This window comes from Arthrobacter sp. AG258 (assembly GCF_004364695.1).
GTDB lineage: Bacteria > Actinomycetota > Actinomycetes > Actinomycetales > Micrococcaceae > Arthrobacter.
In genome coordinates, this window is the sequence record NZ_SOBI01000006.1 from 40,356 (window position 1) to 61,504 (window position 21,149).

At 67.1% G+C, this 21,149-nt stretch carries 21 protein-coding genes; 10 read left to right on the top strand and 11 right to left on the bottom strand.

Features of this window, described 5'->3' with window-relative positions; translation table 11 throughout:
• The first annotated feature begins 6 nt into the window (after window positions 1-6).
• The 4 genes from DFO47_RS13755 to DFO47_RS13770 are packed head-to-tail and all read left to right on the top strand — an operon-like array spanning window position 7 to window position 4,074.
• Entirely contained in the window at window positions 7-879 is an 873-nt protein-coding gene (locus tag DFO47_RS13755) for an ABC transporter substrate-binding protein (RefSeq protein ID WP_018762061.1), read from the top strand.
• Entirely contained in the window at window positions 876-1,736 is an 861-nt protein-coding gene (locus tag DFO47_RS13760; RefSeq protein WP_208294406.1) for a polysaccharide deacetylase, read from the top strand. Before DFO47_RS13755 ends, DFO47_RS13760 begins: the two co-directional genes overlap by 4 nt.
• Complete coding sequence (locus DFO47_RS13765) at window positions 1,733-2,641, top strand: polysaccharide deacetylase (protein WP_133832008.1); 909 nt, start codon at window positions 1,733-1,735, stop codon at window positions 2,639-2,641. The genes DFO47_RS13760 and DFO47_RS13765 overlap by 4 nt, the downstream gene beginning before the upstream one ends.
• Window positions 2,638-4,074, top strand: a complete 1,437-nt coding sequence (locus DFO47_RS13770; RefSeq protein ID WP_133832009.1) for an MmgE/PrpD family protein — start codon at window positions 2,638-2,640, stop codon at window positions 4,072-4,074. Before DFO47_RS13765 ends, DFO47_RS13770 begins: the two co-directional genes overlap by 4 nt.
• On the opposite strand, the gene DFO47_RS13775 is transcribed toward DFO47_RS13770, so the two are convergent.
• Window positions 4,067-4,549: a MarR family winged helix-turn-helix transcriptional regulator gene (locus tag DFO47_RS13775; RefSeq protein WP_133832010.1), complete on the bottom strand. Its 483-nt coding sequence runs from the start codon at window positions 4,547-4,549 to the stop codon at window positions 4,067-4,069. The genes DFO47_RS13770 and DFO47_RS13775 overlap by 8 nt on opposite strands.
• Entirely contained in the window at window positions 4,549-4,965 is a 417-nt protein-coding gene (locus tag DFO47_RS13780) for an SRPBCC family protein (RefSeq protein WP_133832011.1), read from the bottom strand. The genes DFO47_RS13775 and DFO47_RS13780 overlap by 1 nt, the downstream gene beginning before the upstream one ends.
• A 360-nt stretch (window positions 4,966-5,325) precedes the next feature.
• Between DFO47_RS13780 and DFO47_RS13785 the strand changes: the two genes are divergently transcribed.
• Window positions 5,326-6,399, top strand: a complete 1,074-nt coding sequence (locus DFO47_RS13785; protein WP_133832182.1) for a class I SAM-dependent methyltransferase — start codon at window positions 5,326-5,328, stop codon at window positions 6,397-6,399.
• 50 nt (window positions 6,400-6,449) lie between these two features.
• On the opposite strand, the gene DFO47_RS13790 is transcribed toward DFO47_RS13785, so the two are convergent.
• The 6 genes from DFO47_RS13790 to DFO47_RS13815 form a co-directional block, all read right to left on the bottom strand.
• On the bottom strand, window positions 6,450-7,991 hold the full coding sequence (locus DFO47_RS13790; protein WP_133832183.1) for an HD domain-containing phosphohydrolase: 1,542 nt from the start codon (window positions 7,989-7,991) through the stop codon (window positions 6,450-6,452).
• A 60-nt stretch (window positions 7,992-8,051) separates the two neighbouring features.
• Complete coding sequence (locus DFO47_RS13795) at window positions 8,052-8,807, bottom strand: hypothetical protein (protein ID WP_133832012.1); 756 nt, start codon at window positions 8,805-8,807, stop codon at window positions 8,052-8,054.
• A gap of 84 nt (window positions 8,808-8,891) precedes the next feature.
• Window positions 8,892-9,641 (bottom strand): NAD(P)H-binding protein, encoded by a 750-nt coding sequence (locus tag DFO47_RS13800; protein ID WP_133832013.1) that lies wholly within the window; start codon window positions 9,639-9,641, stop codon window positions 8,892-8,894.
• Between the two features lie 65 nt (window positions 9,642-9,706).
• Window positions 9,707-11,365: a thiamine pyrophosphate-binding protein gene (locus DFO47_RS13805; protein ID WP_133832014.1), complete on the bottom strand. Its 1,659-nt coding sequence runs from the start codon at window positions 11,363-11,365 to the stop codon at window positions 9,707-9,709.
• Window positions 11,366-11,475: 110 nt separating this feature from the next.
• A complete protein-coding gene (locus DFO47_RS13810) occupies window positions 11,476-11,901 on the bottom strand; it encodes an SRPBCC domain-containing protein (RefSeq protein WP_133832015.1) in 426 nt (141 codons plus the stop codon).
• 94 nt (window positions 11,902-11,995) lie between these two features.
• Complete coding sequence (locus tag DFO47_RS13815) at window positions 11,996-12,499, bottom strand: Lrp/AsnC family transcriptional regulator (protein WP_133832016.1); 504 nt, start codon at window positions 12,497-12,499, stop codon at window positions 11,996-11,998.
• A gap of 93 nt (window positions 12,500-12,592) precedes the next feature.
• On the opposite strand from DFO47_RS13815, the gene hisC reads away from it, so the two are divergent.
• Window positions 12,593-13,702 (top strand): histidinol-phosphate transaminase, encoded by a 1,110-nt coding sequence (gene hisC, locus DFO47_RS13820; RefSeq protein WP_133832017.1) that lies wholly within the window; start codon window positions 12,593-12,595, stop codon window positions 13,700-13,702.
• A 47-nt stretch (window positions 13,703-13,749) separates the two neighbouring features.
• Window positions 13,750-15,159, top strand: a complete 1,410-nt coding sequence (locus DFO47_RS13825; protein WP_133832018.1) for an amino acid permease — start codon at window positions 13,750-13,752, stop codon at window positions 15,157-15,159.
• A gap of 478 nt (window positions 15,160-15,637) precedes the next feature.
• On the opposite strand, the gene DFO47_RS13830 is transcribed toward DFO47_RS13825, so the two are convergent.
• The 3 genes from DFO47_RS13830 to DFO47_RS13840 form a co-directional block, all read right to left on the bottom strand.
• Window positions 15,638-16,003, bottom strand: a complete 366-nt coding sequence (locus DFO47_RS13830) for a hypothetical protein (RefSeq protein ID WP_133832019.1) — start codon at window positions 16,001-16,003, stop codon at window positions 15,638-15,640.
• 1 nt (window position 16,004) lies between these two features.
• The gene (locus DFO47_RS13835) at window positions 16,005-16,490 is read right to left on the bottom strand and encodes a hypothetical protein (protein WP_133832020.1); all 486 of its coding nucleotides are present in this window, start codon (window positions 16,488-16,490) and stop codon (window positions 16,005-16,007) included.
• A gap of 367 nt (window positions 16,491-16,857) precedes the next feature.
• Window positions 16,858-17,607, bottom strand: coding sequence for an FCD domain-containing protein (locus DFO47_RS13840; RefSeq protein ID WP_133832021.1), 750 nt, complete (start codon window positions 17,605-17,607; stop codon window positions 16,858-16,860).
• Between the two features lie 96 nt (window positions 17,608-17,703).
• On the opposite strand from DFO47_RS13840, the gene DFO47_RS13845 reads away from it, so the two are divergent.
• From DFO47_RS13845 to DFO47_RS13855, 3 genes are read left to right on the top strand one after another with little or no spacing between them, the layout of a single operon-like run.
• Window positions 17,704-18,582 (top strand): carbon-nitrogen hydrolase family protein, encoded by an 879-nt coding sequence (locus tag DFO47_RS13845; RefSeq protein ID WP_133832022.1) that lies wholly within the window; start codon window positions 17,704-17,706, stop codon window positions 18,580-18,582.
• Window positions 18,583-18,591: 9 nt separating this feature from the next.
• The gene (locus DFO47_RS13850; RefSeq protein ID WP_133832023.1) at window positions 18,592-19,941 is read left to right on the top strand and encodes an APC family permease; all 1,350 of its coding nucleotides are present in this window, start codon (window positions 18,592-18,594) and stop codon (window positions 19,939-19,941) included.
• Window positions 19,942-19,989: 48 nt separating this feature from the next.
• Window positions 19,990-20,769 carry a carbon-nitrogen hydrolase family protein gene (locus DFO47_RS13855; protein ID WP_133832024.1) on the top strand — a complete coding sequence of 260 codons (780 nt, stop codon included), beginning with the start codon at window positions 19,990-19,992 and terminating at the stop codon, window positions 20,767-20,769.
• Window positions 20,770-21,149: the final 380 nt, after the last annotated feature.

Here is a 21,149-nt window from a genome sequence, read left to right on the forward strand (position 1 = left end):
CCATCCATGAAGAAGTTCACCACGGCCGCCCGCGTTGCGGCCATCACGGCAGTTGCAGCGTTCGGCCTCACCGGCTGCGTCGGCGGCGCCGAAACCACCGCGGACACCAGCGCCGGCAGCACCGGCCTGCCCCAGGCCATCAAGGACGCCGGGAAGATCAGGATCGGCCTGTCCCCGGACTTCCCGCCCATGGAATTCCGCGACTCCGACAAGAAGCTGGCAGGCGTGGACATCGAGCTGCAGCAAAAGCTGGGCGAGGCGCTCGGGGTTCAGGTCGAAGTGGTGGAATCTCCCTTTGACCAGCTGATCAACTCCGTCCAGACCGGCCGCGTGGACTTGGTCATGTCCGGCATCTCGGACACCGTGGAACGGCAGAAGACGGCCGACTTCGTTGACTACTTCAAGTCCCAGGGCCGCCTGTACACTTCGGGCACCCGGGCAGGTGAGTTCAAGCAGGAGAGCGATCTCTGCGGCAAGACCCTCGCGGTAAGCGGCAAGACCGATTACTTCGAACAGGTGAAAACCCTGAGCAAGACCATCTGCACGGACAAGGGCCTTCCGGAACTGAGCATCCTGCCCACGGACTCCGGCGCGGCCGCGCGGTTGCAGATCGACCAGGGCCGCGTGGACCTGGCCGCCCAGGGTGCCGAGAACCTCGCCTACTTCGACAAGACCGATCCCGGAAAGTACGCGGCCGTGCTCGATCCGCTGCCGGCCAAGCCCTTCGGCATCCTGATGCAGAAGGACAACACCCAGCTGGCCAACGCGGTCAAGGATGCCCTGACCAAGGTCACGGACAGCGGTGACTACCAGAAGATCCTGGACAAGTGGGGCATCGGCTACGGCGCCATGAAGCCCGAGATCAACGGGGTTAAGTGAGCCAGCAGTCCATGGAGGCGGGGGCGGCGGTGCGGTGGCCGGAAGGCAACCGCAGCGCCGTCGCCCTGGCCTTCGATCTTGACGGTCCCACCGGCGATGCCATGTTGAAAGGCACCATCTGGACCCGGCCGGAGTATTTCAGCCAAGGTGCCTACGGACCGTGGCGGGCCCTGGACCGGATCCTCCGGCTCCTGGACGCCCACCAGGTCCCGGCAACTTTTTTTACTCCCGCCTGGGTGGTGGAAACCTGGCCCGAACAGTGCCGGCGGATCGTGGAGCACGGCCACGAAGTAGCACACCACGGCTATAAACATGAAAAGTACTGGGACCTCAGCACTGACGAACAGCGCCAGGTGGTCGAGACCAGCCAGCGGATCTTCCAGGACGTCCTGGGCACTACGGCCGTCGGTTTCCGCACCCCCTCCGGTGACTGGCGTCCCCAGACCCCCGCCCTGCTCGCGGAGATGGGCTTCCTTTACTCCAGCTCCATGCGGGGCGATGACCGGCCCTACCTCCATGCCGGCGGGAAGCTTATCGAGATCCCGGCCAGGTCAGACATGGACGATTACGCCTCCCTGGCCTACACCACCAACCCGGACTGGCCCTCCGGCGGTGACCGGATCGCCGGCTACGAGCCCACCCTGGACAACTGGACCAGGGAGTTTGACGGGTACCACGCCGAGGGGCTGTGCCTTTCCACCATCTTCCATCCGAAGGTGGTGGGGAAGCCCGGCCGGGCAGCGCTCCTGGACCGCTGGATCCAGCACATGAAAGAGGCCGACGGCGTGTGGTTCGGCACGTGCGCGGAGATCGCCACCTGGTGGCAGCAACAGCACGGAACGGAGCAGGCAGCATGACGTTCACGCAGGAACCGCCGGCGGGGCGCTGGCCCGGGGCGAACCGGTGCGCCTTCGTGGTCACCGTGGCATTTGAAGCGGAACTGTCGGTGCTCGCGGCGGCACCGGACGCCGTCGACCGCACCAAAAGCCTGTCCGTTGGCCAGTACGGCGCCACCCGCGGCGTGGACCGGCTCCTGGCGGAGCTCGGGCGCACGGGCACCACTGCGAGCTGGTTCATTCCCGGGGCCAACCTCGGCACCTACCCGCGCCAGGTTGAAGCCGTGGCGGCGGCCGGGCACGAACTTGCCAACATGGGCTGGGCGCTGGAGGACATGGGGCTGCAGCCGCTGCCGGAACAACTGGACAGCATCGGCCGGGGCCAGGACGCTTTCGAGGCGCTCCTTGGCGTGCGGCCGCAGGGCTTCCGGGCGGGCCGCGGATCCATGGCGCACGGCCTGCCCGGTGACCTGCTGGACCTGGGGTTCACCTGGTCCTCCTCGTGGCACGGCGACGACCTGCCCCATTTCCATGCCGGCCGCGCTGCAGGACTGGTGGAGGTGCCACGGCACCATGAACTGGACGACTTTCCCTATTTCGTCTTCAACCTGGACCCGCCCATCCCCAAGGGCAGCCCGCGGATCGCGTCCAGCCGGGAGGTGCTGCGCAACTGGATCCTGGAATTCGAGGCCTACCGCGCCGAAGGACTCTGCTTCGTCCTGACCCTGCATCCGGAGATCATCGCCACTCCCGGGCGGATCGGGATGCTCCGGGCGTTCCTGGACCACGTCCACTCGTACGGCGACGTCTGGCACGCCACCGGCGGGGACGTGGCCCGGTGGTGGCGGGACACCGCCGCGCCCAACAGCCCTTCGCACCCGGCAGAAATCTTCCATTCCCTCACACGTGGAGGCACCCCGGCATGAGCCCAGAGCGGACAGCATCAGAACGCATAGCGGAGTTTCTCACGGCATTGCGGCCGGAGGACATCCCTCCCGAGGTCCTGCAGCGGGCGAAACTCCACCTGTTGGACACCCTGGGCGCAGGCATTGCCGGGGCGGCGTCGCGGGAAGTCCTCCTCAGCAGGTCGGCGCTCGCCGCAGCGCACGGAACCCCGTCGCCCGGAACGGGCTCGCCGGTGTGGGGCACGCCCGCCGGGCTGCCGCCGCTGGCGGCCGCCTTCGTCAACGGCGTGGCGTGCCACGCGTTTGAGCTGGACGATTCCGGCGGGTGCGACCATTCCGGAGCCGTGGTGGTTCCGGCTGCGCTCGCCGCCCTGGCCGTCCGGGCCGGCGGTTCCGCGGGCGGAGCGGACGACGGCGGCACGGGAGTTGACGGCGGAAGGCTCCTTCACGCCGTCGTCAGCGGGTATGAGGTGGGCCGCCGGGTGCAGGACGCCCTGGGCGGCTACGACCCGGTGAACAACCAGGGCTGGCACTCCACGGGGGTGACCGGCACGTTCGCGGCCGCGGTGGCGGCGGGCGTGGTCCTGGGGCTTGATGCGCCGCAACTGGTGTCCGCCATCGGCCTGGCCGGCTCCTTCACCGGCGGCACCTGGGCGTTCATCGGGGACGGGGCCATGTCCAAGCGCATGCATGTGGGGCGCGCGGCCGAAGCCGGGCTGAACAGTGCGCTGCTGGCCAAGGCCGGATTCACGGGGCCGCGGGATGTGTTCTCCGCTCCGTGGGGCAGCTTCCTCAAGCTCTACGGCCAGCCGGGCGACGTCCAGGAGTCACGGCTCTTTGACACCCTGGGGGAGGACTGGCAGGTCCAGCGCGCGTCCATCAAGCCGTACGCCACCTGCCGGAGCACCCACTCGGCCATCGACGCGATCCTGGAGCTCCGTGACCGGGGGATCACCGCGGAGGCAACGCAGAAAATCACGGTGCGGACCAGCGCCCTCATCGCGGACATGTGCGGCACCGCCGATGTCCGTTCCCTCGTCTCGACCCAGCTGAGCATGCAGTTCGCGCTCGCCGCCGCGCTGATGCACGGCACCGTGGGACTGGACGAGGTGGCGGAACAGGGCCGGAACGATCCCCGGCTGAGGGAGCTGATGGGCCGCATCCACGTGGAAGTGGACCCGGAGCAGCACGGCGGATCGGCCGAACCCTTCCTCACCGTGCAGACGGATACGGACTCGTTCGGGGTGCAGGCGGTCAAGGCAAAGGGGGCCGCCACCAACCGGCTCAGCGACCAGGAGACCATCGGCAAGTTCGAGGGACTGGCTGGCACCAGGCTGCCTGGCGACCGCGTCAAAGCCATTAGCAAGCTGGTGCTGGGCCTGGAATCCGTGGCCGACGCCGGCACGCTCCTGGGGCTGCTCGCGGCAGATTCGGAGCCGGCCGTCCTTAGGTAGCCCGTGCCTCGGGTTCCGTGCGGTCACCGCCGGCCGCTGGCGGTGTGCCCGGCCCGGGCCGGGCCAGGCGCCGGAGCAGGGACACGGCGTCGTCCACGGACACCGGTTCGAAGAACTTGGCGTCGGCGAGTTCGACGGCGGCGATGGCCCGGGGAGCCAGCTCGGCTCCGGCGTCGGTGACGCGCAGCCGTTTGGCCCGGGTGTCCGCCGGGTCGACTTCCCGCTCGATGAGTCCCTTCGCTTCCAGGGCGCGCAGGACCTGGGAGGCCATCTTGACGTCGGTGCCCGCCTGCCGGGCGAGGGCCAGCTGGTTCGGGTGCTCGCCCTGGTTGTTGAGCCACCAGGCGCAGGCGAGCAGCACAAACTGCACATGGGTGAGGTCGAGCGGGGCGAGAGCTGCGGCGATCTCCCGCTGCCAGCGCAGCGTGGCGTGCCAGAGCAGGAATCCGGGGCTTTCGCCGGGGTTGAGTGGCATCAGCCGCCTGCCATCTTGACCAGCGCGGCCATGGTTTCCGGCCAGTCGGCGGTGATGCCGGGCCCGATCTGCGGGCCGGCCTCGTCGGCGCCGTCGCCCGTGATCTCCATCCGGTACACCAGGCGGTTCCGGCCCTCGCCGGCTGGATCGATGCGGTGGGTGGTGTGCAGGAGCAGGCCGCCGAAGCGGGCCTCGTCCACGAAGCGTTCGTTTTCGACCGCCTCGACGATGACCAAGGGGATCGGATCGTCCCCCGGAGGCGCCATCAGGATCTGGGTGCCTTCAGCGAAGGGGCCGTTGATCTCGATCTTCTCGATCTCCCCGTTCCAGGCGCCCCAGTTCTCGACGTCGGACCAGAGCCGCCAGATGGCCTCTGGCGTGGCGTTGGTGTCGATGCCGTGCTCGTATTCCCACATGGTGTTCTCCTCGGAAGATGGTCTATACAAAGATTATCTGTGCGCGGACTATTTCTTGTCCAGAGGGAAACCGCATGTTTTACCTGTACCCTGACACAGTAGGTTCCGGGCTTCAGCGCCCTCCATTCACTCATCCCGCGTTTGTTGCCGGCGGATGGTCTGGTCTCTTGGCACCGTCCCCTTCGACGTCGTCGAACCCCCGCTGTAATCAGCCCGAATCCGATCGCACCCAACATCTTGGAATGGAACTTCATCCCTACTGGCACCCCAGCTCCGGCGGAAGTCCCGCCCTTTGACCCCACCCCTTTGAACACAGCCGCGGCGGCCGGGCACGTGACCTGGCAGGACGCCGGCACCGGGATGTCCGCGCGGTGGCGGTCGGCCAACGGCAGGCCGGCGCCCGGGCGGGTGGAGGTGGTGGACGACGCCCTCACGGCCGACGAGGCGTACCGCATGGCATCCCAGGGCATCGCGATGCTCTGGCACGGAGACTTCCACAACGCGCGGCAGATCCTCAACGCCCTGGACCGCCGGATAGGCGCCGGAAAGAAGACCGCAGGAACCCCTGCCGAGCAGTTCTACCGGCACCGGCAGTCCGCCTCGCACCGCGCACGCATTCTCGGCCTGGTGCTGATTCCCCTCGATCCGGGCCCGGTGGTCCCGCTGCGCCGTGCACCGGATATTCGGGAAGCAGCAGCCGAAGCGTACGGAGACATCGGCGAAGCGTCCGTGGTGTCCCTGCATGAGCTCGTCGGGGCCATCGGCGCCCACGAGTGGCGGCGGACCGGCGTCTACGTCGATGCCCTGCAGGACCGCATCCACCCGCATTACGGTACGTTCTTTCCCACCCGCAGCGAGTATGTGGATCTCGTGGCAGCGGCCGCGCTGCCCGCGGACACGCTCGCGTTCGACGTCGGAACGGGCACCGGAGTGCTCGCCGCCGTCCTCGCCCGCCGCGGCGTCCGCCGCGTGGTGGCGACGGACAATGAACCGCGTGCCATTGCCTGCGCCGCGGAGAACTTCCGTAACCTCGGAGTCGACGACCGGGCCGAGGCAGTGCTGACCGACATGTTCCCGCCCGGACGGGCACCGCTGATCGTGTGCAACCCGCCCTGGATCCCGGCCACGCCGCATTCCAGCCTGGACAGCGCCGTCTACGACCCCGGAAGCAGGATGCTGTTCCGCTTCCTGGCAGAGCTCCCCGGCCATCTGGAGCCGGGCGGTGAGGGCTGGTTGGTTCTGTCCGACCTCGCCGAGCACCTGGGCCTGCGCTCGCGTGCGGACCTGCTGGCCGCCATCGAAGCGGCCGGGCTGACGGTGACGGAGCGGCTGGACACCAAGCCAACGCATCCGAAGGCCTCGGACCGCGACGATCCCTTGTTCGCGGCGCGCTCGGCCGAGGTCACGTCATTGTGGCGGCTGGTGGGCCGGTAGTCATAAGGGATGTGTCCCGGGCCAGCGCGGAATGGTCCAATTGGGCTCTCCTATTCGGTCAGCCCATTCCTGATCGCGAACAACGTGGCCCCCACCCGGTTGGTGGCGCCGATCTTGGTGTAGATGTGCTCCACGTGGTTGCGGACGGTCTTCCGGGAAAGGAAGAGGCTCTCCGCGATCTGGGCCGGCGTCAGGCCGCGGCACAGCATCCCGAGGATTTCGACTTCGCGGGGGGTGAGTCCGCCCGCGGCCGAATGCGGTCGGCGGGGCTGCTGGCCGGCCGCCACGAGCACGGCCTCCACAGCGCCGGCGGCGAGCCTCCCGGCCGAAACTTCCTGCCGCAGCCTTGCCGCCGCATCAGCTGGCGTCAGTGCGGGCCGGTGCGGGCGTGGCTCCGCGGAGGCATGGTACGAGTCAGCAGCCGCCAGGATTCGCTGTTTGATCCCCAGCTCGGCTCCGCCAATCCCACGCGGATAACCGGATCCGTCGAGCCGCTCGTGGTGTGAGCCGGTCAAAGCCGCCTCGCCCTTCAGCCCGGGCACGCGGCTGAGGATCCGTTCGCCCAGATACGGGTGCATGCGGATGCGTTCCTGCTCCAGGGCGGAGAGTGGCTCTTTCTTGTCCCACACCTGGTTGGACACCCCCAACCGGCCCAGGTCGTGCACCCATCCCGCGCGGCGGAGCTCCCTGACGTCCTCCGCCGGCAGCCCATGCTCCTCGCCGGCGGCGGCCGCCAGCGCCGCCACCGCGCGGGAGTGTCCGGCAGTGTAGGGGGACTTGAGGTCTGCGAAGTCGCCGATGGCGCGCAGCACCGTATCGAGCTGGCTGCCGGACAAGGGAGCGTCGTTGGGGGCGAGGTCCAGGGCCGCCTGCCAGCAGTCGACGTCGAGAAGTCCATCGGTGAGAACCTCGGCGTGGTCGATGAACAGCCCGGCCAGTGCCGGATCGAACTGGCTCCCGCGGCGCGCCCGCACCATGGCCACCGCGCCGGCCACGCCCTCCGTCCGCAGGAACACCTCGGCGGTATCGGCCAAATGCATAATCCGCATCTCTAATGGAATGTCCGGCCCCGCCACTCCCTCCGGCAGCCCTTTGCCGTCCCACCGCTCAAAGGTGTGGGTGAGCAGTCCTGCCACGCCGTCGTCGAGCCCTACACTGCTGGCCAGCACCCCGGCGGAGACGCAGTGCGAGGCAATCATGGTGCGTACCGCTCCGCTGCCTGTCGCGGCGAAACGCGTCCAGCGGGCGAGGCGGGGGAGTGGCGGGAGGCCGGCGCCGGCGTGGCTGAACATGCCGGCGTACATGGGCAGGCCATGCTGGTCCCGGCGGTAGTAGTCGGCGCGGAAGCCGATATCGTCCGTGAACAGCGCGGCCAGTTCAAAGGAATCCGCGTGGCAGCCGATCCAGGCCAGCTGGTTGGCGTAGTAGATCCTGCCCTGGCCTGCGGCGTCAACGCCCGCCGCCCCGGCGATCCGCAGCGCCAGCAGGGACGCACGCAGCATGTGCTCCATCGGCTGCCCCAGCCCCAGGTCGATGGCGAGCGACAGTGCGGCCAGGACTTCGCTGCGGCGGGGCGCAGCCGGTGACTGCATCACACCTGCCATTCTAGGAAGCCGCCAGCCTGGGCAGTAGGGACCGCGCGCCGTCGGCCGTTATGCCGCCTGGCTTCTCCCGGTCCGTCCCTGGGCAGCGCCTGGTCCGGCGGGATGGGCGGTGGAGGGGAACCTGACGCCCACCTGCGCTCCGAACAGTCCACGCTGCGGAAGCCAGAAGTCCGCCAGGTGGTCCTGGACCTTGAGCGGGCCGGGCCGTCCGGCGCCCTCGCCCAGGACCGTTGCCCTGGAATCGGTGACGAGCCACAGCTGCCGGGGCTGGGCCTGGAACGTCTGGCCGTTGGGCACGCGGCCGGACATTTTCATCCGGCCGGCGCCGAGCAGCGGCCCGGCGAACGCCCCCATGGCCCTGAGGACGGGCTCGCTGCGCCACAACCTTTCGGGCATCTGCACGGCCATGGCGGTCAGCATCTTCGTGGCCGCGGAGGTGCCCAGCTGCAGGTCCCAGTCCAGGACTCCGGGGACCGTGATCACGGCGCTGGACGGGCCGCTCCAGGTGATGTCGACGTCGGTTTCCACCGTGCGGTGGAACGCCAGTCCGAAGTAGCGGGCGCAGCTGAATTGCGGCGGGACGTTGGCGTAGAGGGTCCATTCGCCGCCGGGCGTGCGGTGCCAGACGGAGCGGTAGCCGGGGCCGACGGAGCTTACCGGGAAATCCCGGAACGCCAGGTAGTGGCCGCTGGCGAAGGGCAGCCCGAAGACGGCGCTGCCGGCGAAGTGTTCGGCGGGGTCCTCGGGAAGGTCGGCAAGTTTGGGTGTTGCCTGTGCTGATGACTGCGGCTGGTAGATGGTCATGGCCGCCTCCTTGTCTCTATGACCTGAGACTAGGAGCGGGCCGCGGCAGGGGCATGGGGCAAGTGCCCCATTTAGGGTTGGCTTTTACGCGGCATCGATGGCGTCGAGCCACTCCTGGAACGTTTGGCGTCCGACGGCGGAGCCCGGTGCCGGGATCAGCGCGCCTGTGCGCATGGCCTTGCCCATGGCGCCTGGGACGCGGAGCGGAATGATCCGTTTCTTCTGCCTGGTCTTGGCCAGATAGGCCGAGACCAGGTCCTTGAGCTGTTCGGTCCGCGGGCCGCCGAGGTCCGGGAGCCGTCCCTTCGGCCCGGCCTCGGCCGCGTCAACCAGGGCCGCGGCCACCTCCTTCGCCGCCACCGGCTGGGTGACCATGGTGGGCACGAAGGCCAGCGGGCCCACGGAGGCGGCCTTGATGGACATCGGCACGAACTCGTGGAACTGTGTGGACCGGAGGATGGTCCAGGGAACGCCGCCGTGCCTGACTTCGTCCTCCTGCACCAGCTTCCCGGCGTACAGTCCCGAGTTGGCTTTATCGATGCCCACAATGGACAGCACCACGTGGTGCGTTACGCCTGCTTTCTTCCCGGCCGCCACCAGGTTCTGGGTGGCGTTGGTGAAGAAATCCACGGCCTTCTTGGTGGACAGGACCTGGATGCCGGAGACGTCGATGACGGTGTCGACGCCCTGGAGTGCCTGGTCCAGGCCGCGCCCGGTGATGAGGTCCACCCCTTCCGCGCGGCTTAGGCTGACCACGTTGTGCCCGCGCTCCCTGGCGATGGCCACCACGTAGCGTCCTACTGTCCCGGTTCCCCCTGCAACGGCAATCCTCATGGTTGGAATCCTATGCGGGATGACTGACAAAAACGGGTGCCCGCCGCGCGGCGTCCCGACGGACTCTACCCCGCCACCGCCGCCTTCGCCGCCCGCGTTGCATTCATCCACTCAGTCAGCCATGGGGCCCGGACGCTGGACGTGATCCGGCAGTCCGCAACAAAAGTCCCATGAGCGCCGGCGTCGATCCACTCCTGCAGCGCGGACAGGTCGCCAAGGGAGCGAATGACAGCCGACTCGGCACCCAAAGCCCGGGCAACCCCGCTGAAGTCCACCTCGGGGATCAGCATGGGCTTCTCGGTGAGGCCCTGCGAGCCGTACTGGTGGATCTCGGCCCCGTAGGCGGCGTCGTTGTAGATCACCACGATCGCGCTACGCGCCGCACCGATCAGCGATTCAAGATCCGACAGGCCCATCAGGAACCCTCCATCACCGGAGGCCAGCACCAGGGTGCGGCCGTCTTCCAGCGCACGGGCGGCCCCGACGGCGCTGGCCAGGCCCAGCCCGATCGACTGGAAAGCGGTGCCCACCATCACCAGGTCCTGCGGCCGCGGGATGTTCCAGTACATGGGTGCCCAGCCGATGAAGTGCCCGCCGTCCTGGACCACCGTGCGGCGCTCCGGCAGCACGGCGTCGAGGGCGGTGGCGAGGGCGCGCGGGTCCAGCCGGCCGTCCTCAGTCTCGACCGAACCCAAGTCATGCCCCGGCCCCGCAGCCAGTCGCCGGGAAGCTTCCGCCCGCCAGCCGGCCACAGCAGCCTCGCCGTCAAGCAGCGACAACAGCCGCGTAGCAGCAGCCTTCGCGTCCGCGCTGACGAACAGGTCCACCCGCCGGTTGGTCGGCTGCAGCGCGGTGTCGATCTGGATGACGGTGCTGTCCGGGCCCAGCAGGTGCCCGAACCGCATGGTGAACGGGCTCAGGCTGGCGCCGGCCACCAGGACCACGTCGGCCTCGCCCATGAGCCCGGCCGCGGTGTCGGTGCCGAAACCGCCGGCCACGCCCAGGTACCCCTCGCCATTGAGGAGGTTGAGCGCCAGGGCGGTCCCGGCGGTCAGCGCGCCGAGCCGGTCGGCGAGCTCGCGGAGCTCCGGGCCGGCTCCGGCCAGGTGCGCGCCGCGGCCGGCGAGGATCAGCGGCCGCCTGGCACCGGCGAGGAGGCGGGCAACCTGCCCAAGGCCGCCGTCGACGTCGTCCGTCACCTTTGGTGCCGCTGCTTCCGGAAGGTCCTCGTCCGGAGCCTCGAGCGCGGCGAGGTCGTACGGAATGGCAATCACGACGGCGGTACGCCGGGTGAGTGCATACTCCACCGCCTGCCGGGTGATGGCGCCCGCGGCGCCGCGGGTGACGGTGAAGGTGGCCGCGCCGAGGCCGGTGGCGATGGCGGCCTGGTCCACGTCCCAGGGCCGGGCGCCGGTGGTGGGGGCGTCGCCGGTGACCAGCACCACCGGGATCTGCGCCTGGACGGACTCGGCGAGGGCGGTGAGCGCGTTGGTGTAGCCGGGGCCGTAAGTGGTGGTGCCCGCGGCGAGCCGTCCCGAGGTCCGGTAGTAGGCGTCGGCCGCGGCGATGGCGGCGCCCTCGTGCCGGACGGCGGTGAAGCGCAGGCCCTGCTTCTCCGCGGCGTCCAGGAAGTAGACGTTGCCGTTGCCCATGACGCCGAAGACGTCGCTGACATAGCTGCTGAGAACCTGCGCCACGCGGCCGGAGACGGTAAGTGAAGTCATGCAGGCATCGTGTGGCCTGGCGCGGAAACAGGCAACACACGGAAATTCAGTTGGTACTTTTGGCGGCGGAGGAGCGGGCTAACTGACAAAATGCCCAGTTGTGGTGCGTATCACGCCTCCCGCTCAACGAGCTTCCGGAACGTCTCCAGCTCGCCCTGAAAGCTGCCTTGATACGAGCCCGTGGAGAAGATCCAACCGAAAACCGCGGACACGAACCCGCGGGTGGTGATCACCTGGTCGATGCGGGTGCCCGCACCATCGGGGGTGAAGGTCACGTCCGACTCGCCCTTCAGGATGGCGTTGCCGAAGCGGGTGCGGATGTGGCGGGGCCGCTCGGCCTCGAGGACCTCGGTGGGGCTCGCCATCCGCCCGAACTGCACCGTGTAGCGGCTGCCGGCCGCACTGGCCGGGCCAACGCGGTCGATGACGCCGGTGACTCCGCCAATCCACTCAGGGAACCTGTCGGCGTCCGTCCACATGGCGAAGACACGCTCCGGCGGCGCTGCTGCAAACGTGGACAGCCGGAAGGTTGGCATACGTTCAGTATGCTCCCACCGGCATGCGGAGGCGAGGGTAGCGGCTTGCCCTTCCCGCCGGGGAGGCCGCAGGGACGTACTCCGCCCGATGCAGTCAGTCCGCAGGCCGCGATTCCTGCTCGGACAGCCGGCTGATGAGGCCGTCGTAGCGGGGCGGCATGAGTTCCAGGATGGAGATGGCCGTGCTGGTCCGCTGGATGCCGTCGATCTCCAGGATCTGGTTGGTGATGCGGTAGAGGTCGGTGGTGCCGCGGGCCACCACCTTGGCCATGAGGTCCGCGTCGCCGGTGGTGGCGTGCACCTCGATGACCTCAGGGATCGCGGCCAGCCCGTTCTCCACCGACCCGGTCCGGGTCTGGCTGATGGACAGCGAGAGGAAGGCCATGAGTTCGTAGCCGAGCGCGGCGGGGTCCAGCCTGCGGCTGAAGGAGCGGAGCGCGCCGCTGCGCTCCAGCCGCGCCAGCCGGGCGTGGACGGTGTTGCGGGCGACGCCGAGGGTCCGGGAGAGTGCCAAGGCGCTGGCTTCGGGGTCCTTGTCCAGGGCAAGGATGATGCGGCCGTCGAGCGAATCGAGGGTGCGAGAGTTTGCGATGGTCATATTTTCACCAGAGGTACTAGAAGTTGAGCAGAAGTCCCAAGCACCGGAGCCTACCTTGCATTGTGGTCCGGGTCACTTCCAAGATCGGACTTCATGACCAGTGATCAGCTTGTTGCCGCTCCCGAAACTGCGTTGCCCTCCCTGCGTGGCGCCGTGGCCGGACTTCCGGCCTACGTCCCGGGCCGGCGCAGCGCCGGCATGGACATCGCCGCCCTTGCCAGCAACGAAAGCCATTACGAACCGCTGCCCGCTGCCGCCGCTGCGGTGGCCGCGGCGGCAGGCACCATGAACCGCTACCCGGACTGCGCCGCCGTCGAACTCCGTGAACGGCTTGCCCTCCACGTCGGCGTCACCGCCGGAGAGGTTGCGGTGGGACCCGGCAGCGTGGGCGTCCTCCAGCAGATCATCACCGGACTGTGCGACGCCGGGGATGAGGTGGTGTTCGCGTGGCGCTCCTTCGAGGCGTACCCCATCCTGGTGGAGCTGGCGGGCGCCCGGCCGGTCCGCGTGCCGCTGGACGGCTCCGAGGGCCACGACCTTGAGGCCATGGCCGCCGCCGTCACCGGCCGCACCAAGGTGATCCTTCTCTGCACGCCCAACAACCCCACCGGCGTGCCGATCAGCCACGGCCGGCTCGAGGCCTTCCTGCAGTCCGTCCGCTCCGACGTCCTGGTGGTGATCGACGAGGCCTACGTGGAGTACGCCGACGCCGGCAGCGGCCCCGATTCCCTTGCGCTCTACCGCCGGTACCCGAACGTCTGCATCCTGCGCACCTTTTCCAAGGCGTACGGACTCGCCGGCCTGCGCGTCGGGTATGCCATTACGACGGCGGCGATCGCCGAAGGTTTGCGCCGCACCGCCCTGCCCTTCGGCGTGAGCGCGCTGGCCCAGAAGGCGGCGACCGCGTCGCTGGATGCGGGGGAGGAGATGGCGGCGCGGGTTTCCCTGGTGAAGCAGGAGCGTGCCCGGATGGCAGCCGAGTTGGAAGCCCAGGGCTGGGCGCTGCAGCCGAGCCAAGGGAACTTCCTGTGGATCCGCGCCGACGGCCAGCTTCTGGCGACGCTGATGGAGGCGTTCGAGGCCGCCGGCATCATGGTCCGCGCATACCAGGGCGACGGCGTCCGCATTACCGTGGCCGATCCCGCTTCCAACGACCGCGTGCTCCGGCTCCTCGAAACCCACGCGCCCCTAGCGACTTCCTAATCTCTTTTCTCCTTCCGTTCCACCTACCAAGTAAGAGGAATCCCTTTATGGAACACCAGACAACGACGTCTGCCCGCGCACTCGGCGCGGCCCTCAAACCCCGTCAGCTGACCATGATGGGCCTGGGCAGCGCCATCGGTGCGGGCCTGTTCATCGGCTCCGGCGCCGGCATCCAGGCCGCCGGCCCGGCGGTGCTGATCTCCTACCTCGTGGCCGGCACGCTCATCATCCTGGTGATGTGGGCGCTCGGCGAGATGGCCGCCGCCAACCCGGACAGCGGCGCCTTCTCCGTCTACACCGCGAAGGCGTACGGGCCGGTGGCGGGCGCCACGGTGGGCTGGTTGTGGTGGCTGCAGCTGGTGGTGGTCATCGCGGCCGAGGCGCTGGGTGCGGCTGGCTTGCTGGCGACGATCTTCCCGGCCTTGCCGGTGTGGTTGATGGCGTTCGTATTCATCGTGGTGCTCACCGCCGTGAACCTGACCAGCGTGAAGAACTTCGGTGAGTTCGAGTTCTGGTTTGCCCTGCTGAAGGTGGCGGCAATCGTGGCGTTCCTGCTGGTGGGCTTCGCACTGCTCTTCGGCTTGGTGCCGGGCGTCCAGTCGCCGGGCCTGTCCAACTTCATGGGCGAGGGCTTTGCCCCGAGCGGTTTCGCCGGTATCGCCACAGCTCTCTTTGTGGTGGCGTTCGCGTTCGGCGGCACCGAGATTGTGTCCGTGGCCGCAGCTGAGACCGCCGAGCCGGCCCGGAGCGTAAAGAAAGCAGTCCGGACGGTGCTGTGGCGCATCCTGGTGTTCTACATCGGTGCCATCTTCATCATCGCGGCCGTAGTTCCCGTGGGTTCTGAAGGATTGAAGAGCCCCTTCGCCGCAGTGCTTGAGGCCGCCGGGATGCCCGGTGCGGCCACCGCCATAACGTTGGTGGCCGTGGCGGCACTGCTGTCCGCGCTCAATGCCAACCTCTACGGTGCCTCCCGGATGGCGTACTCCCTCGCGGAGCGGGGTGAAGCGCCACGGCTGCTGGCTGCGGTGTCCAAGGCGCGGGTTCCGGTGGTCGCAGTGCTGGCGAGCGTTGCCTTCGGTGTTGTCACGGTGGTGCTGGAGCTGGCGTTCCCCGAGATGGTCCTCGGCGTGCTGCTGAACATCGTGGGCTCGACGTGCCTGCTGGTGTGGACGTCCGCGCTCCTGGCCCAGCTCGCGTTGCGCCTCCGTGCCGACCGTGAGGGGGCAGACCTTCCCCTTCGGATGCCCGGCTTCCCGTGGCTCACGGGCTTTGGCCTGGTCATCCTCGCGGCGATCTTCACGGTGGGCTTCATTGGCGAGGATTCCCGTCCCCAACTCCTGAGCACCTTCGGACTCGTGGCGCTCTTGGCGGTGGCGAACTGGCTGAACCACCGGAACCGGGACGTTCCGGCGGGGGTCGAATCGGACACTGCCAAACAACGGGTGCTTGTCGACTGACAGAGATGCTGCGAACTGCTTCATAGGGCTCGCTTCACACGGAGGGCGCGACTCGCTTTGGCAGGTCGCGCTTTTCGATTTAGCTGCCGGTCGTTAAAAAGCGAGACACATCCCCGGCTGCCTGAGTTGGCAATGATCTCGCCACACATGGGTTGTGAAACTTTCGCTTTGCAACACCGGAAACACTTTTGCCGGCGGTGGCGGCAGGGAAGCGTGGACCACCAATATCTAGCTCGTGGGCAATCGATGGTGTTTGCAGCCATCCTGGATGGTGTCCTGATAACGGAGTAAGCAAGAGAGAGCGCGACAATGGTACTTGCGCAGTCGCGTATCTTCGGCCATCGTCACGAAAGCAACAGCCCCTGAGAGGAACCTCAAAGCTGCGGGCATATACAGGGCCACATACCTAGGGGTCGAGCACAAGGACCCTTGTAGAAGATCCCGTCAAGAGGGCCGATTCGGCGCAGGGCAGAGTAGCCTAGGTGTCCTCCAGTGTTTTGAGCTGGCTGAAGATGTCTTCGACGAGTGCATCAGCGTTTATGGCATCTCGCTTTGCTGCGGTATACAACTCTTCAAGGAGTTCGTTTGCGCTTCCGTAACGAACGGTTTCCACGGAAGCTACAGCGCTAGCATCTTCCCCTTTCGTCTTGTCGTAGATGTGGAAAGCGAAGGGAGCGACGTCGTCGCCGTCCCTGCTCATCACGTTGTAAAGGTACTTTTCTCCAACATCCGCGGCGTAGATCTTCGGGTCATCGCTTTCGCCCCATTCGAGCTTGCCGCTCGTTGTAAGGGCGAGCACTTTGCGGAGCAGTTCCATCTGCTGATCTGGAGTAAGTAGGTTCATCTCAGCTCACTTTCGCTTGATATCTAGTAGTCAAACCTGCCGCTTGGCTAGACAGCGCGCTGATACGCTCGGCGGCGGGTTTTAGAACGGTGGCCAATGACTTTCTTGTGCCAGAAACTAGGGCTGCCTTGGCGGTGCTTGCGGTGGTTGCGCTGCTTCGAAGCTCCAAAATCATGTCTGCGTGTTCATCAGCTTGGTCCTGTTCGAGCCACTCAGCAATTTGGTTAGCAGCGTGGCTGTAAGCGAGAAGCGTTCGAATCGCTAGGTTCAGATCATCGTTGGATGTTGCTGTGTCTAGGTCCATTTCAATGGCTCTCAATTGCGGGAGCAGGATCAAGAGGTGGTTGGCGCCTAGGCGGGCTTCCGCTCGCTCAAATGCCAGGCGCGCGGCGTCTGTTGCATCCCTGGTCTTAACTAGCTGCCTAATGGTTATGGCGAAGCCCGCTAGCGTTACCACCGTTCCAACGATGCTAAGGAAATCACTCATGCAGCTCTCCGTCCTTCAATGGGGGAGCCTACACGAAAAGACTGTTTCGACTGGCAGCGGCGTTAGAACTTACAGGCCGGCGACGGTGGGGTCCTTCTGAGCTAATGGTCGCGGCGCGAATCGAACGGCCACTTCGACGTCAGTGGCAGGGCGACTTGGACTTCGATTGCACGGAGCCCTGCCTGCCGGCTATGCGCACTGCGAGAAAAGCCAGTAGCAGAGTCATCGCCTGGATGATCGCCTCCAGTACAACGGCGGCTGTCGGAAGTGTCTTTGATAGCCGACTTGATCCAGGCTCCCAATGATTGCCGTTGGCTTCGGACGCAGCTGTAGCCAGAGGCGGCACGTTAGTCATGAGTCGATGTGTTTAGGTCGCGCCCTGCGCCAGCCCCATAAACATCGTCCTGTGCAGGATGTCCACGTGCTTCCGGGAAACCTCCACCGCTGCCTCAACCTCGCCGGCTCGGAGGGCTGCCACTAAGGCGATGTGGTCCTGGTTGGATTTGTGCAGCTTTTCGATGGGGTAAGGGATGAAGTAGTCGTACAGCTCGGCGAGGGTCTCGTGATAGACCTCGACGGCGGAGTCCAGGCATGACGCAGTGCCCACCAGTTGATGGAACTGCTCGTCCATGCGGTGGTAGTAGGACCAATCGGTCGCGTCAGCCATTTCCCGGGTCAGCCGCTCCAGTTCATCCAGCTGCTCAACGGTGGCGTTAACGGCGGCATAGTGCGTGACCGCACACTCGAACAGCAGCCGACGGTCCACCAGCCGGTTCACGGCCTGGGACTCCGCCGGTGACGCCGAGAGTTCCGCCAAAACATCCGTTGGCGGCGAATCCGCAACAAATGTTCCGCCGGCCCGGCCGCGCCGGCGCACCACCACGCCCTGCTCAGCCAGGCTGGCCAACGCACGGCGGGCGGTGATCGGGCTGACTGAAAGGCCCAGGGCCACGTCCTCCTGGTCAGGCAGTCGCTCGCCCGGCTTCAGTAGCCCGAGGGAAATTGCCATCCCGATCCGCATCCTCACCGCGTCCATTGCACTGCGGCGCTCCATCCCGGGCATCCTGCCGGCACTAAGGCGCGGGGGCTCGGCGGTGTCCTCCAGCTGCTGGCTCATATCCGCTACTTTACGGCCCACACCGGCCCCCTTCCCTTTATTAGATCATTCTGATCTAATATAACCCGGATCACACCCCAACGCGGAGAAAAACCCATGCAACGCATCCTTCCCCTCATCGCTGCCCAGGCCCGGCCGCGGCTCATTGGCGAACCCGTCTCGGCCTTCGCCGATAAGGTCAAAGCAGCCCTTGAAGCCCAGCCGCACAGCAAGCTGGTCGTCTTCCCCGAACTGCACCTGTTCGGCGACGAAAACCCGGACCTGCAAAGAACCGAAATGCTGCAGGCATCCGCAGAACCGCTCGACGGACCAAGAGTCCAAGAGCTCAAGCAGCTCGCCAAAGACCTCAACATCTGGCTCGTCCCCGGCAGCGTCTGCGAACGCGGCCCCGAAGGGCAGCTGTTTAACACCCAGCTGGTCCTGTCCCCGGAAGGGGAGCTCGCCGGCTACTACCGGAAGATCTTCCCCTGGCGCCCGTTCGAGCCCTACGACCCCGGCGACAGGTTCACCACCGTGGACCTGCCCGGCATCGGCAGGGTGGGCCTGAACATCTGCTACGACGCCTGGTACCCGGAGGTCTCCCGCCAGCTCGCCTGGATGGGCGCCGACGTGATCCTCAACGTCGTCAAGACCACCACGCCGGACCGCAAACAGGAACTGATCCTCGCCAAGGCCAACGCCATCGTCAACCAGGTCTTTATGGTCAGCGTCAACTGCGCCGGCCCCACCGGCCAGGGCAAGAGCATCATCGTGGACCCGGAGGGCAACACCCTCGCCGAGGCAACCGACGATAAACCGCAGCTGCTCACCGCGGAACTGGACCTGGCCGCCGTCGACCGCGTCCGCACGCACGGCACGGAGAACCTCAACCGCCCCTGGTCCCAGTTCCGCGAGGGGGAGCCCGCCGTCGAACTTTCCGTCTACCAAGGCCGCATCAACCCGGCCACCTGGACACCGCCGTCCTACAAGCCCTAAGGAAACACCGTGACAACAACCCTCACCCGCACGCTGAAGCTGCCCTCGCTGGTCCTGTTCGGCCTGGCGTACCTGACCCCGATCATCGTCCTGGGGATCTTCGGCATCATCGCCGAAACCACCGGCGGCGCCGCGCCCGCCGCGTACCTCGTGGCGCTCGTGGCCATGCTGTTCACCGCGCACAGCTACGGCCGGATGGCCGTCGCCTACCCCGTGGCCGGCTCCGCCTACACCTACGTCCGCCGCTCCATCGATTCCCGCGTCGGGTTCCTGGTGGGCTGGGCCGTACTGCTGGACTACCTCTTCCTGCCCATGGTCATCTGGCTCATCGGCGGCTCCTACCTGACCGCCCAGTTCCCCGGCATCCCCATCGGCGTCTGGGTGGTGGGCTTCATCGTGGTCACCACGCTGCTGAACATCCTGGGCATCAAGGTGGCAGACAAGGCCAACTACGTGCTGATGGCGTTCCAGCTGCTGGTCATCGTGTTCTTCGTGGCGCTGGCCGTCGGCAACGTGGTGTCCACCTCTGGTGCCGGGGGACTGGTGAGTAGCCAGCCGTTCTTCAACGACACCGCCAGCTTCACCACCATCTCCGCCGGCGCCGCCATCGCCGCGTACTCGTTCCTGGGGTTCGACGCCGTCACCACCCTCACCGAGGAAACCATTAACCCGCGCCGCACCGTGCCGCGCGCCATCATGCTCGTGGCCCTGATCGGCGGCGGCATCTTCGTGGCGGTCTCCTACGTGACCCAGCTGGTCCACCCCGGCGGCGTGTTCGAAGACTCGGCCTCCGCGGCCAGCGCCATCGCCCTGCAGATCGGCGGGCAGCTGTTCGGTGCCGTGTTCCTGGCCGGCTTGGTGGTGGCGCAGTTCGCCTCCGGCCTTGCTGCGCAGGCCAGCGCCTCCCGCCTGCTGTACGCGATGGGCCGCGACTCAGTCATTCCCAAAGCGGTCTTCGGGCGGCTCAGCGAGAAGTTCCACACCCCCGTAGCGAACCTGGTGATCACCGGCATCGTGGGCTTGATCGCGATCTTCCTGGACGTGGCCACGTCGACGTCGTTCATCAACTTTGGTGCCTTCACCGCCTTCACACTGGTGAACGCCTCCGTGGTGTTCCACTATGTGCGCCAGCGCCGGGCCGGGCAGCAGCTGAACCCGGTGTCCTACGTGGTGGTCCCGGTGATCGGCGCCATCATCTGCGCCTACCTGCTCTCCCAGCTGGACAGCAACGCCATTACGCTGGGACTGTCCTGGCTGGTGCTGGGCGTCCTGGTTCTGGCCCTGATCACCCGCGGGTTCATGGCCTCGCCGCCGGAGATGGCGGCCACGGAGAAGGCGACGGTCGAAGCGGCCGCCTGAGTTTTGGTTAGCTTGGTTTCGGCTGCTGGGCCGATGGAAGGAACGTTCATGAGGATAGCGCTGGGGCAGCTGGAGTCGGGCGCCGACATCTGGGCCAACCTGGCCGCGATCGACCGGTTTGCCGCCGAGGCAGCGCGCGACGGCGCCGCGCTGGTCGCCTTCCCGGAGTACGCCACCTACGAGAAGAAGAAAGTGGACGCGACGTTCCCCGCGGTGGCGGAGCCGCTGGACGGGCCCGTCTGCGGGGAGCTTGCCGCTACCGCCCGCCGTCACCGGATCGCGGTGGTGGCGGGCGTGGTGGAAACCTCGGAGGAGCCGGGCAGGGCGTACAACACGCTGGTGGCCTTCGGGCCCGACGGCGGCCGGCTGGCTTTCTACCGGAAGATCCACCTTTTCGACGCGCAGGGCTTCGGGGAGTCGGAGTTCATCAAGCCGGGCCCGTCAACCGCCCCGGTGGTGTTCGAGCACGGGGGAGTGCGGTTCGGGCTGATGACCTGCTACGACCTGCGGTTCCCGGAGCTGGCCAGGTCACTGGCCGACGCCGGCGCGCAGGTCCTGCTGGTCTGCTCGTCCTGGGTTCCGGGTGAGCACAAGACCGAGCAGTGGCTGGCGCTGAACGCGGCGCGGGCGATCGAGAACAGCGTGTACGTGGCCGGGGTGTGCCAAGCGCCGCCGGTGTCCGTGGGACGGAGCGTCCTGGTGGACCCGATGGGGGTTGTTGAGGCTGACCTTGGTCTTGCCGCTGGTGTCCGGGCGGTGGAGGTTTCGCTGGAGACGGTGGACCGGGTGCGGGGGTCGTTCCCGATGTTCCGGCAGCGGCGGCTGTAGGACCTTGCGGTGGTTGGCGGGTTCCCCGTGTGGGGACCCAACCACTGGTCAGCGGCTGGCGCCAGTGCAGACCACGCCTTGTTCCGACGTTCAGCAAGATCCCGCCGGGCCTCCAGGGCATCGTCGAGGCTTACCGCCTGAAACCTGGTGGCCGTTCCGGGCGCCGCCCTGGAAGAGCTCTTCCTGTTTCCGTATTCGGATGTCGTAGCCAGCTACTCCGATGAAGGCCCCGTCGAACTGGATGGGTGCAGTGTGCGTGAGGATGTATTCATCCAGCCCGAGGTAATCCAGGTAAAGGCCCCACATTGACTGTTGCCCGTGTTCTTGGCTGCGGCGAAGAATGGCATGCTTTGGTAGTCATAGAACCGCTCCCCGCCAGG